Below are 11857 nucleotides of genomic sequence, written 5' to 3'. Positions count from 1 at the left end.
GGCCGCGAGCGCGTGCAAGCTGTGGTCGCTGTCGCCGATCCGCTTCACCGAGCTCACCAACCGGCAGCCTGCACTGGCAGTGGAGATCGCGATGGCGCTCGGCTCGCTGGTGTCGCGCCGGCTGGCCAACCGCCCGAAGCGTGTCGCCGTCACCTGAATACGAAGCGCGCCCTGCCGTGACAAATGTCCACACGCGCGGCGCGCACTCTCCCTACACTGAAATCGCGGCCCTCCATCCGGCCGCAGGAAAGTAGTACCCATGTCCTTCTTCAGCTGGTTTTCTTCCGGGCGCAGGAAAAGGAACGAAGCACGGGCCTCGCTGCTCGCCGACTCGGGCTTCTCGCGCATCGATTCCGGCCGGCCGGTGCATGGCGCGCCGCAGTCGCAGCCCGCGCAGGCGTCGGCGGGCACGCAGCGCCGGCACGAGCGCCTCGCGCACCGCGAGCAGCTGTACGCCGTGGTGCGGGAGGCGATGGTGCGCGCCGGCGTGCTGTCTTCCAGCTACAAGTTCAAGGTGCTGTCGCTCGATCCGAACGGCCGCCAGTTCATGGTGATGATGGACGTGGCCCCTGGCGCGCTGAGCGATACGCGCCGCACGACGGAGGTCGAGGCCGCGATCATGCAATCGGCGCGGGCCAGGCACCAGATCCAGGTGACCGGGGTGTACTGGCGCGCCAGCGAGCAGGCGGCCGCGGCCGATGCGCAGCAGCGCATGCCGGCGGTGTCGCAGCCGGCGCCGCTCGCAGCCGAAGTGCCGCGGCGCACGCATTCGCGTCCGGCGCCGCTGGAGGCGGTGTCGAGGCCCGCTCCGCTGGGCACGCCTTCACACCCGGCCCCGCTCGCGGCATCGTCGCGCCCGGCCCCGCTCGGGACGTCCTCACGCCCTGCGCCGCTCACGCCTTCGCGCCCCGCGCCGCTGGAGCCTTTGCAAGCCGATGAAGTGGCGGCCTTCCGCGATGCGCTGGATGCCGGCCTGCGCGGCGAGCGCGCCCTGGCCGCGGCCGGCAGCCGCCCGCCGCAGAACTACACGCTGCTCACGGGCTTCGAGGACACGGAGATGGCCTCGGACGACCAGCACCACTTGAGCGGCACGCAGTTCGGCGCGCTGCGGTGAGCGGATCTTTTCCCTCCCCCTCTGGGGGGGGAGCAGGAAGGCTCAGTGGCCTTCGAAGTGCACGAGCGTGAAAAGGGACAAACCTCCCTCGCGCAACTTCTCCGACCCTCCCAGCTCCGGCAGGTCCACGATCGCCGCGCCTTCGATCACCGTCCCTCCGAGCTTCTCCAGCAGCTTCTTGCCGGCCATCATCGTGCCGCCGGTGGCGATCAGATCGTCGATCAGCAGCACGCGCTGGCCGGGCCGGACGGCGTCGGTGTGCAGTTCCACCGTCGCACTGCCGTATTCGAGCTCGTACGTTTCCTCCACCGTCGTGAAGGGCAGCTTGCCCTTCTTGCGGATCGGCACGAAGCCCACCCCCAGCTCGTAGGCGATCACCGAGCCGAGGATGAAGCCGCGCGCGTCCAGCCCCGCCACCACGTCGGGGCGGCGGTCCATGTAGCGGTGCACGAAGGCGTCGATCAGCACGCGGAACACCTTCGGGTCCTGCAGCAGCGGCGTGATGTCGCGGAACTGCACGCCCGGCGCCGGCCAGTCGGGCACGGTGCGGATGTGGCTGCGCAGGTACTCCCCGACGCCGAACGGAATCTCTTGCATGTCTTTCAGCCCTTGAGGAGCATTTCCTCGGCGAGCGCCAGCGTGTCCGGCCGCCCCGAGAGGACGAGAGTATCGCCGTCCTTGAGCGGCGGATCGGAGGCGGGGTCCACCACCCGGCCGTTGCTGCGGCGCAGGCTCACCACCCGCACGCCCTGCTCCTCCAGCGGCAGCTGGCTCAAGGCGCGCCCCAGCGCCTCGGCCTCCGGCGGCAGCGTCACGGTGGCCAGGCGCTCCTGCTCGAACTCCTCCGCGCCGCCCTCGTCGTCGGCGCCGTGGAAGTAGCCGCGCAGCAGGTTGTAGCGCTGGTCGCGCTGCTGCTGCACCAGCCGCAGCACGCGCCGCATCGGCACGCCCACCAGCGCCAGCGCGTGGCTGGCCAGCATCAGGGAGCCTTCCAGCGTCTCGGGCACCACGCCGGTGGCGCCGGCCTTCTGCAGCTTCTCCAGGTCGCGGTCGTCCTGCGTGCGCACGAGCACGGGCAGTTGCGGCGCGTGCTGGTGCGCCGCACCCAGCACCTTCAGCGCGCCGGGGATGTCGAGGTAGGTGACCACCAGCGCGCTGGCGCGGCCCAGGCCGGCGGCGATCAGCGCCTGCAGCCGCGAGGCGTCGCCGAACACCACCGATTCGCCGGCGGCGCTGGCCTGCCGCACCCGATCCGGGTCGAGGTCCAGCGCGATGTAGGGAATGCCTTCCAGCGCCAGCATGCGCGCGAGGCTCTGGCCGCAGCGGCCGTAGCCGCAGATGATCACGTGCTGGCTGGCGTTGATGGAGCGGCGCGCGATGTGCGTCATCTGCAGCGACTGCATCAGCCATTCGCTCGCCACCAGCTTCATCACGATCCGGTTGCTCCACTGGATGATGAAGGGCGTGGCCAGCATGGAAAGCACCATGCTGGCGAGGATGGGGTTGAGCAGCGCGGGCGGCACCAGGTCGTTGTGCTGCGCCAGCGCCAGCAGCACGAAGCCGAATTCGCCCGCCTGCGCGAGATAGAGCCCGGTGCGCAGCGCCACGCCCATGGTGGCGCCGAACAGGCGCGCCAGCCCCGTCACCAGCAGCAGCTTGAACAGCACCGGCCCGAACACCAGCAGCAGCACCAGCGCCCAGTGCAGCGCCACCGGCCGCCAGTCCAGCAGCATGCCGATGGTGATGAAGAAGAGGCCCAGCAGCACGTCGTGGAAGGGCCGGATGTCCGCTTCCACCATCACCTTGTATTCGGTTTCCGCGATCAGCATGCCGGCGATGAAGGCGCCCAGCGCCAGCGACAGGCCGGCCAGCTGCGTGAGCCAGGCCAGCCCCAGGGTGATCAGCAGCATGTTCAGCACGAACAGCTCGTCGCTCTTGCGCCGCGCCACCAGCGTGAGCCACCAGCGCATCAGGCGCTGGCCGCCGGCCAGCAGCAGCGTGATCAGCGCGCCGGCCTTCAGCGCGGCGTATCCCACTTCGCGCAGCAGCACCTCCGGCGGGCTGCCCAGGGCCGGGATCAGCACCAGCAGCGGCACCACCGCCAGGTCCTGGAACAGCAGCACGCCGATCACCCGCTTGCCGTGCTCGCTTTCCAGCTCGAGGCGGTCGGACATCAGCTTCACCACGATGGCGGTGCTGCTCATGGCCAGTGCGCCCGAGAGCGCCAGCGCGCTCTGCCATCCCATGGGCGCGATCTTCGGCAGCCAGTAGGTGAGCGCGAAGGTGCCCAGCGTGGCCGGGACGATGGTCATCACCACCTGCGACAACCCGAGCCCGAACACGTGCGTGCGCATCGCGCGCAGCTTGCTGAAGTTGAACTCCAGCCCGATCACGAACATCAGGAACACGACGCCGAATTCGGCCAGGTGGCGCACGCTCTCGGAGTCCTGCGCCAGCGCCAGCGCATTGGGGCCGATCAACACGCCCACCACCAGGTAGCCCAGCATGGGCGGCAGCCGCGCGAGCCGGCACAACACCACCCCGAGCACTGCGGCCAGAAGGTAAAGCAGCGTCAGCTCGAGCGATGTCATCCCGTGATGCTATCTGACGCGAATCGCCGCCCCCTAAAATCCGCGGATGACGGTTCCAGCCACCCCCCTTTCCGAGCCGCAACCGGGTTTCGAGCCGGCGCGCGCCCTGCGGCTGGCCCGCGAAACGCTGGAGATCGAGTCGGCTGCCCTGCTGGGCCTGCGCGGGCGCGTGGGCGAAAGCTTCGCGCAGGCGGTGCAGGCCATGCTCACCGTGCGCGGCCGCGTGGTCGTGATGGGCATGGGCAAGAGCGGCCACGTGGGCCGCAAGATCGCCGCCACGCTTGCCTCCACCGGCACCGCGGCCATGTTCGTGCACCCGGCCGAGGCCAGCCACGGCGACCTCGGCATGATCAAGCCGGTGGACCTGGTGCTGGCCATCTCCAACGGCGGCGAGAGCGACGAGATCACGGCCATCCTGCCGGTGCTCAAGCGCCTGGGCGTGCCCCTGATTGCCATGACGGGCAAGGCCGGCTCCACCCTGGCCCGCCACGCCGACATCGTGCTGGACAGCGGCGTCGAGAAGGAAGCCTGCCCGCTGAACCTGGCCCCCACGGCCAGCACCACGGCGCAGCTCGCGCTGGGCGACGCGCTGGCGGTGGCTCTGCTGGATGCGCGCGGCTTCCGCCCCGAGGACTTCGCCCGCTCGCACCCGGGCGGCGCGCTGGGGCGCAAGCTGCTGACGCACCTGACCGACGTGATGCGCAGCGGCGAGGCCGTGCCGGCGGTGCTGCCCGACGCCAGCTTCACCCAGTTGATGCGCGAAATGAGCCGCAAGGGCCTGGGCGCCTCCGCGATCGTGGACGAAGGCGGCCGCGTGCTGGGCATCTTCACCGACGGCGACCTGCGGCGCCTGATCGAGAAGGGGGCGGACCTGCGCGAGGTGAAGGCCCGCGAGGTGATGCACCCGAATCCCCGGACCATCCCGGTCGAGGCGCTGGCCGCCGAGGCCGCGGCGATGATGGAGCAGTACCGCATCACCAGCGTGCTGGTGGTGGACCGCGACGGCGTGCTGGTCGGCGCCGTCAACAGCAACGACCTGATGCGCGCGAAGGTCATCTGAGGTGACGCCTGCCCTGAGCTTTGCCCCCGAACTGCTGCTCGCCGCGCAGGGCGTGCGGGTGGCCTTCTTCGACGTCGACGGCGTGATGACCGACGGCGGCATCCTGTTCTCCGACGAGGGCGAGACGCTCAAGCGCTTCCACATCCTCGACGGGCTGGGGCTGAAGCTGCTGCAGCGCGCCGGCATCGAGCCGGTGGTGATCACCGGCCGCGATTCGCGGCCGCTGCGCCGCCGCCTCGAGGCGCTGGGCGTCAAGCGCGTGCACTACGGCACCGAGGAGAAGCTGCCGGCGGCGCAGCAGTCGCTGGCCGAACTCGGCTTCGACTGGTCGCAGGCCGCGGCCATGGGGGACGACTGGCCGGACCTGCCGGTGCTGCGGCGCGTCGCCTTGCCGGTGGCCCCGCCGCATGCGCACATCGAGGTGCGCGCCTGCGCCCGCCACGTCACCCAGGCGGCGGCCGGCCAGGGGGCGGCGCGCGAGTTCTGCGACCTGCTGCTGGTGGCCAGCGGCAAGTACGCACAGCTGCTGGAGGCCTACCGGTGACGCCGCTGCGCGGCTTCGGCCGTGCCTGGGACCGGATCACCATCTACCTGCCCGTCATCCTGATGGGCCTGCTGGCGCTGGGCACCTACTGGCTGGCCCGCACCACGCCCACCTTCACCCCGAGCGCGCCCGAGGCGCCGCCCGACCACGAGCCGGACTACTTCCTGCGCGGCTTCTCGGTCAAGTCCTTCGACCCGTCGGGGCGGCTCAAGACCGAGCTGCGCGGCGTCGAGGCGCGCCACTACGCCGACACCGACACGCTGGAGGTGGACCAGCCGCGCATCCGCTCGTTCGCCGCCGGCGGCGCGGTGGTGGTGGCGAGCGCCAAGCGCGGCATCAGCAACTCCGACGGCTCGCAGGTGCAGTTGATCGGCGACGCGGTGGTCACGCGCGAGCCGCCGCCGGCCCGTGCCTCCACCGAGCCCAAGCTGGAGATCCGCGGCGAGTTCCTGCATGCCTACACGGACCAGGAGCGCGTGACTTCCAACAAGCCGGTGACGCTGACGCGCGGGGCCGACGTGTTCCGCGGCAACAACCTGGAATACGACAACCAGAAGCGCGTGCTGGAACTGGTGGGCGACGTGCACGGCACGCTGCAGCCCAAGTCCGCAGCGCCCTGAGGCCCGGGCGCGATGGCGGCACCGCTCGCGTTCATCACCGGCGCCTCCAGCGGCATCGGGCAGGCGCTGGCGGCCCGCTATGCGCAGGCCGGCTGGCGGCTCGCCCTGGTGGCGCGGCGCAGCGAGGAGATGGCGCAGTGGGCGCAGGCGCAGGGCCTCGCGCCCGAGCGCTGCCGCGTCTACGGCGCCGACGTGGCCGAGGTCGACGGCATCGCCGCGGCCGGGGCGGCCTGCCTTGCGCAGCAGGGGCTGCCCGAGGTCGTGATCGCCAACGCGGGGATCAGCCTGGGCGTGGACACCTCGCTGCGCGAAGACATCGCCGTGCTGGCGCGCGTGCTCGCCGTCAACAACGTGGGGCTGGCGGCCACCTTCCAGCCCTTCATCGCGCCGATGCGCGAGCGCGGCAGCGGCCGGCTGGTGGGCATTGCCAGCGTGGCGGGCATCCGCGGCCTGCCGGGGCACGGCGCCTACTGTGCCAGCAAGGCCGGCGTGATCGCCTATTGCGAGAGCCTGCGCGGCGAGTTGCGCGGCAGCGGCGTGCGCGTGGTGACGATCGCGCCCGGCTACGTGGACACGCCGCTCACGCGCGAGAACCGCTACCCGATGCCCTTCCTGATGCGGGCGGAGGATTTCGCCGAGCAGGCGTTCCGCACCATCGAGGCGGGGCGCAGCTACCGGGTGATCCCGTGGCAGATGGGCGTGGTGGCCAAGCTGCTGCGCGTGCTGCCCGACCCGCTGTTCGACCGCCTGCTCGCCGGCCGCCCGCGCAAGCACCGCCACCGCTGACGATTCGCTAGCACATCGAGCCCTCCCCCTCCGGGGGAGGGTTGGGTGGGAGCGCTCCGGCCTCCCACAAACGGCGAAGGCCCCCGAAGGAGCCTTCCTGCATCACGCGCTGGCGCGATCAGTAGTTGTTGCCGCCGTAGCCGCCGCCACCGCCGCCGCCCGAGCGGCCGCCGCGCGGGCCGGCACCGTAGGGGCTGCGGAAGCCGCCATCCTGGCCGCCGCCACCGCCACCACGGCGATCGCCGCCGCCGCCGTAGCCGCCGCCACCGGAGCGGCCGCCGCCACCGTAGCCACCGCCGCCGCCACCCCCGAAGCCGCCGCCACCACCGCCGCCGCCGAAGCCGCGCGGACGGTTCTCCATCGGACGGGCCTCGTTGACGACGACGCTGCGCCCGCCGAGGGGCTGGCCGTTCATGCCGTTGATGGCGGCTTGCGCTTCCGCGTCGCTGCCCATCTCGACGAAACCGAAGCCCTTGGAACGGCCGGTCTCGCGTTCCATCATGACCTTGGCGCTGGTGACCTGGCCGAACTGGCTGAACGCCTGTTCGAGATCGCTGTCGCGCATCTGGTAGGGCAGGTTGCCTACGTACAGTTTATTGCCCATTCAATGGGACTCCCGATAAGAACATTGAACCGATTAGCGATGGAGTCCCGAAAGCGCATTCAACCGACTGACGCGAAAGGCACCTGTCCAACGCAACCCGCGTGTAAAGCTTCATCACGCGCGGCCATTATGGAGCACACCGCCGGGAGGGTGGCAAGGGGGGCGCACCGGGGTCAGATCAAAAAAGAACGATGGTGCCGCCGCCGCGGCAGGCAACAAAAAAGGGCCCGTAGGCCCTTCGATGGATTGCGAGGACTCGCCTTCGCGTGCTCAGTAGCGGTCGCGGCCATAGCCGCCGCCGCCGCCGGAACGGCCACCGCCGCCGTAGCCGCCGCCGCCACCACCACCGAAACCGCCGCCGCCACCGAAGCCGCGGCCACCGCCGCCGCCACCGGAGCGCGGCTCCATCGGGCGGGCCTCGTTCACCACGAGACCGCGGCCGCCGACCTGCTGGCCGTTCATGCCCTGGATGGCGGCCTGCGCCTCGGCGGCGCTGCCCATTTCGACGAAGCCGAAGCCCTTGGAGCGGCCGGTGTCACGCTCCATCATCACTTTGGCGGAGGCGACGGCGCCGTACTGGCTGAAGGCCTGCTGGAGGTCGTCGTCGCGGTAGGAATAGGGGAGGTTCCCCACGTAAAGCTTGTTGCCCATTGAATGGACTCCTGAGAAAAGACGCTGGATAGCGATGGAGTCCGCAAACGCAATCAACAACCACGCGAGACCGACAAACACCGCATACTCGTAGGCCCCACCCGGGGCCCACGGCGGCATTATGCGCCGGGAATCCCGCGCCGCGTGTACGGGTAGGCCCTGAACCCCTACGGTCGCGCCACCTGCGGCGGCGGCGCCACATCCGCGGGGCACCTGATTCAGCCTTACCAAGTCACCTCGCGCTCTGGGGTCGAGCCGATCTTGTGGATGGCGAGGTCCGCGCCGCGGAACTCCTCCTCCGGGGACAGCCGCAGGCCCATCAGCGCCTTGAGCAGGCCGTAGGTGGCGAAGCCGCCCGCCAGCGCCCAGGCCACGCCCAGCAGGCTGCCGATCGCCTGCGCGCCCAGGCTCACGCCGCCGAGCCCGCCGAAGCTCCTGCTGCCGAAGAGGCCGCAGGCGATGCCGCCCCACAGGCCGCACAGCCCGTGCAGGGGCCACACGCCCAGCACATCGTCGATCTTCCAGCGGTTCTGCGTCAGCGTGAACATCACGACGAAGATCACGCCGGCGCCGCCGCCCACGGCCAGCGCCCCGAGCGGGTGCATCACGTCGCTGCCCGCGCACACGGCCACCAGCCCCGCCAGCGGGCCGTTGTGCACGAAGCCGGGGTCGTTGCGCCCCAGCAGCAGGGCGGCCAGCGTGCCGCCCACCATCGCCAGCAGCGAATTGACGGCCACCAGCCCGGAGACCTTGTCGATGGTCTGCGCGCTCATCACGTTGAAGCCGAACCAGCCCACCGTGAGCACCCAGGCGCCCAGCGCCAGGAAGGGGATGTTGGAAGGCGGGTGGGCCGAGATGGCGCCGTCCTTGCGGTAGCGGTTGCTGCGGGCGCCGAGCAGCATCACGGCCGGCAGCGCCAGCCAGCCGCCCACCGCGTGCACCACGATCGAGCCGGCGAAATCGTGGAATTCCTCGCCGGTCAGCGCCTTGATCCAGCCCTGGATGCCGAAGCGCTGGTTCCAGGCCACGCCCTCGAACAGCGGATAGATGACGCCGACGATCACGGCGGTGGCGATCAGCTGCGGGCCGAAGCGCGCGCGCTCGGCGATGCCGCCGGAGATGATGGCCGGCACCGCGGCCGCGAACGTGAGCAGGAAGAAGAACTTGACCAGGTCGTAGCCGTTGCGCGCCACCAGCTGTTCGGCGCCGACCAGGAAGCTGGTGCCGTAGGCGATGGCGTAGCCGACCAGGAAATACGCGACCGTGGAGACGGAGAAGTCGACCAGGATCTTCACCAGCGCGTTCACCTGGCTCTTCTTGCGCACGGTGCCGAGCTCGAGAAAGGCGAAGCCCGAGTGCATGGCCAGAACCAGGATGGCGCCCAGCAGGATGAACAGGACGTCCGAGCCCTGTTTTAGTGCTTCCATGGTGTCCCCTTGGGATGGTTTTGCTTCGTTGTGGTGCGCTTTGGCCTGCTTTCCGGCCTGCGCACCAAACTAAAGCAATATCCGAGCCCATGGGCGTACATGAGCAGGAGCGACTACAATGCGCCCAGTCATTGGGGAGTAGCCTCCCTTCACCTCGAAAGGGGCTGGCGTCAACAGACTTGGGACCCGCGTCCCATGGCGCCGGCGAGCTTCGGTTTGGCGAGACCTTTGACTGTGCAGCCTCCGTTTCAGGCCGGGGATGCTGTGCAGTCAATGGTGCGTGCGTGCCGGCCGGAGTCCCTCATCCATGCAAGCCTTCCTCGTTTCCACCGGCATCGTCGCGCTCGCCGAAATGGGCGACAAGACGCAGCTGCTCTCGCTCGTCCTCGCCGCGCGCTTCCGCAAGCCCTGGCCCATCGTACTGGGCATCTTCGTGGCCACCATCTTCAACCACGCGCTGGCCGGGGCGCTGGGCAGCTGGGTCACGAACGCGCTCGGCCCCGACGTGCTGCGCTGGGTGCTGGGCGGCTCCTTCATCGCCATGGCGATCTGGATGCTGATCCCCGACAAGATCGACGAGGACGAGGCCGGCGGCGCGCCGAAGTTCGGCGTCTTCGGTGCCACCGTGATCGCCTTCTTCCTGGCCGAGATGGGCGACAAGACACAGGTCGCCACCGTGATGCTGGCCGCCGAATACAACACCTGGGCCGCGGTGGTGGCCGGCACGACGCTGGGGATGATCCTCGCCAATGCGCCGGTGGTCTGGTTCGGCGACCGCATCATGCGCCGGGTGCCGATTCGCGCCGTGCACGCGGTGGGGGCGGTGGTGTTCCTGGTGCTGGGCGTGCTGGCGATCCTCAAGTAGAGATCGCTATACTTGTTCCAGCGCCGATTTGCCTCGCTTGCGGGCGCTCAATAAATGCTGCTAAAGATGGCCGCGACCCGGCCCGCTGCAGCGGGGCCGGGTTTTTTCTTGCCATGTCCTTCATCGCCACGCCCAGATCCATGCAGTTCGATGCCCCGCTTGCACTGCAAAGCGGCGCTTCGATCCGCGGCTACTCGCTCGCCTACGAAACCTACGGCACGCTCAACGCCGAGCGCAGCAACGCCGTCCTGATCTGCCACGCGCTCAACGCCTCGCACCACGTCGCGGGCGTCTACGCGGGCCAGGAGAAGTCCGAAGGCTGGTGGGACACCATGATCGGCCCCGGCAAGCCGGTGGACACCGACCGCTTCTTCGTGATCGGCGTCAACAACCTCGGCTCCTGCTTCGGCTCCACCGGCCCCATGCACGAGAACCCCGACACCGGGCGCGTCTACGGCGCCGACTTCCCCGTGGTGACGGTGGAGGACTGGGTGAATGCGCAGGCGCGGCTGCTGGACGGCCTGGGCATCACGCGGCTCGCGGCCGTGATGGGCGGCAGCCTCGGCGGCATGCAGGCGCTCTCGTGGACGCTGCAGTATCCCGAGCGCGTGCGCCATGCGGTGGTGGTGGCCAGCGCGCCCAACCTCACGGCCGAGAACATCGCCTTCAACGAGGTGGCCCGCCGCGCGATCGTGACCGACCCCGACTTCCACGGCGGCCACTTCTACGCCCACGGCGTGGTGCCCAAGCGCGGGCTGCGCATCGCCCGCATGATCGGCCACATCACGTACCTCTCCGACGACGTGATGAACGAGAAGTTCGGCCGCCAGCTGCGCGAAGGCATGGACCTGCCTGCCGCCGCCGGGCCGCCCCAAGGCGGCAGAGCCCCCTCCGGGGGCAGCGGAGCGAAGCGGAGCGTGGGGGACTATCTGTACACCACGCAGGACATCGAGTTCCAGATCGAGAGCTACCTGCGTTACCAGGGCGACAAGTTCAGCGAGTACTTCGACGCCAACACGTATCTCCTGATCACGCGGGCGCTGGACTACTTCGACCCCGCCAAGCGCTTCAACGGCAATCTCACCAAGGCGCTCGCGGTGGCGCGGGCGAAGTTCCTGCTCGTGAGCTTCAGCACCGACTGGCGCTTCTCGCCGGCGCGCAGCCGCGAGATCGTCAAGGCGCTGCTGGACAACCGGCGCGACGTGAGCTACGCGGAGATCGACGCCCCGCACGGCCACGACGCCTTCCTGCTGGAAGACCCGCGCTACCTGGCGGTGGTGCGGTCCTACTTCGACCGCATCGCGGCGGAGCCCGCCGAGGCGCCGACGCAGGACCTGCCCGCGGGGGCCGTGCTATGACCGACAAGGCCACCCTGCACACGATCGCGAAGCTGGTGCCGGCGGGCTCGCGCGTGCTGGACCTGGGCTGCGGCGACGGCGCGCTGCTCGACTACCTGCAGCGCGAACGCGGCTGCAGCGGCTACGGCATCGAGATCGCCGACGAGAACGTGCTGGCCTGCGTGAAGCGCGGCGTCAACGTGATCCAGGCCAACCTGGATGCGGGCCTCACGATCTTCGAGGACGACACCTTCGACG

The 11857-nt window shown here is 69.9% G+C and carries 13 protein-coding genes and 1 riboswitch; of the genes, 8 read left to right on the top strand and 5 right to left on the bottom strand.

Annotation, left to right across the window (positions count from 1 at the left end; all coding sequences use genetic code 11):
* Window positions 1–259 precede the first annotated feature (259 nt).
* The gene (locus tag VFM98_RS03065) at window positions 260–1114 is read left to right on the top strand and encodes a hypothetical protein (protein WP_325108429.1); all 855 of its coding nucleotides are present in this window, start codon (window positions 260–262) and stop codon (window positions 1112–1114) included.
* Between the two features lie 42 nt (window positions 1115–1156).
* Here the strand turns inward: VFM98_RS03065 and VFM98_RS03060 are convergent, their stop codons facing one another.
* Both VFM98_RS03060 and VFM98_RS03055 read right to left on the bottom strand, forming a co-directional pair.
* Window positions 1157–1711 carry an adenine phosphoribosyltransferase gene (locus VFM98_RS03060; protein ID WP_325108427.1) on the bottom strand — a complete coding sequence of 185 codons (555 nt, stop codon included), beginning with the start codon at window positions 1709–1711 and terminating at the stop codon, window positions 1157–1159.
* Window positions 1712–1716: 5 nt separating this feature from the next.
* Window positions 1717–3705 carry a cation:proton antiporter gene (locus tag VFM98_RS03055; protein WP_325108425.1) on the bottom strand — a complete coding sequence of 663 codons (1989 nt, stop codon included), beginning with the start codon at window positions 3703–3705 and terminating at the stop codon, window positions 1717–1719.
* Window positions 3706–3751: 46 nt separating this feature from the next.
* On the opposite strand from VFM98_RS03055, the gene VFM98_RS03050 reads away from it, so the two are divergent.
* Genes VFM98_RS03050 through VFM98_RS03035 form a run of 4 tightly spaced genes read left to right on the top strand, consistent with a single transcriptional unit; the run spans window position 3752 to window position 6715 of the window.
* A complete protein-coding gene (locus VFM98_RS03050) occupies window positions 3752–4765 on the top strand; it encodes a KpsF/GutQ family sugar-phosphate isomerase (RefSeq protein WP_325108424.1) in 1014 nt (337 codons plus the stop codon).
* Window position 4766: 1 nt separating this feature from the next.
* Entirely contained in the window at window positions 4767–5309 is a 543-nt protein-coding gene (locus VFM98_RS03045) for a 3-deoxy-D-manno-octulosonate 8-phosphate phosphatase (protein WP_325108423.1), read from the top strand.
* A 5-nt stretch (window positions 5310–5314) separates the two neighbouring features.
* Window positions 5315–5929 carry an LPS export ABC transporter periplasmic protein LptC gene (gene lptC, locus VFM98_RS03040; protein ID WP_414708975.1) on the top strand — a complete coding sequence of 205 codons (615 nt, stop codon included), beginning with the start codon at window positions 5315–5317 and terminating at the stop codon, window positions 5927–5929.
* A 12-nt stretch (window positions 5930–5941) separates the two neighbouring features.
* Window positions 5942–6715 carry an SDR family oxidoreductase gene (locus VFM98_RS03035; protein ID WP_325108421.1) on the top strand — a complete coding sequence of 258 codons (774 nt, stop codon included), beginning with the start codon at window positions 5942–5944 and terminating at the stop codon, window positions 6713–6715.
* A gap of 118 nt (window positions 6716–6833) precedes the next feature.
* On the opposite strand, the gene VFM98_RS03030 is transcribed toward VFM98_RS03035, so the two are convergent.
* The 3 genes from VFM98_RS03030 to VFM98_RS03020 form a co-directional block, all read right to left on the bottom strand.
* Window positions 6834–7319 carry an RNA-binding protein gene (locus tag VFM98_RS03030; RefSeq protein WP_325108420.1) on the bottom strand — a complete coding sequence of 162 codons (486 nt, stop codon included), beginning with the start codon at window positions 7317–7319 and terminating at the stop codon, window positions 6834–6836.
* A gap of 270 nt (window positions 7320–7589) precedes the next feature.
* Window positions 7590–7970, bottom strand: coding sequence for an RNA-binding protein (locus VFM98_RS03025; protein ID WP_325108419.1), 381 nt, complete (start codon window positions 7968–7970; stop codon window positions 7590–7592).
* 224 nt (window positions 7971–8194) lie between these two features.
* On the bottom strand, window positions 8195–9397 hold the full coding sequence (locus VFM98_RS03020; protein WP_325108418.1) for an ammonium transporter: 1203 nt from the start codon (window positions 9395–9397) through the stop codon (window positions 8195–8197).
* A 121-nt stretch (window positions 9398–9518) separates the two neighbouring features.
* Window positions 9519–9697: riboswitch (yybP-ykoY riboswitch) on the top strand.
* 7 nt (window positions 9698–9704) lie between these two features.
* Between VFM98_RS03020 and VFM98_RS03015 the strand changes: the two genes are divergently transcribed.
* From VFM98_RS03015 to VFM98_RS03005, 3 genes are all read left to right on the top strand, one after another.
* Window positions 9705–10262: a TMEM165/GDT1 family protein gene (locus tag VFM98_RS03015; protein WP_325108417.1), complete on the top strand. Its 558-nt coding sequence runs from the start codon at window positions 9705–9707 to the stop codon at window positions 10260–10262.
* A 113-nt stretch (window positions 10263–10375) separates the two neighbouring features.
* Window positions 10376–11620: a homoserine O-acetyltransferase MetX gene (gene metX / locus VFM98_RS03010; protein ID WP_325108416.1), complete on the top strand. Its 1245-nt coding sequence runs from the start codon at window positions 10376–10378 to the stop codon at window positions 11618–11620.
* The coding region (locus VFM98_RS03005; RefSeq protein ID WP_325108415.1) for a methionine biosynthesis protein MetW at window positions 11617–11857 on the top strand (241 nt) is incomplete at its 3' end. The genes metX and VFM98_RS03005, both read left to right, overlap by 4 nt.

Origin of the sequence: Ramlibacter sp. (assembly GCF_035706265.1) — a bacterium.
Classification (GTDB): domain Bacteria; phylum Pseudomonadota; class Gammaproteobacteria; order Burkholderiales; family Burkholderiaceae_C; genus Ramlibacter.
This window is presented reverse-complemented; position numbering and strand designations above follow the sequence as displayed.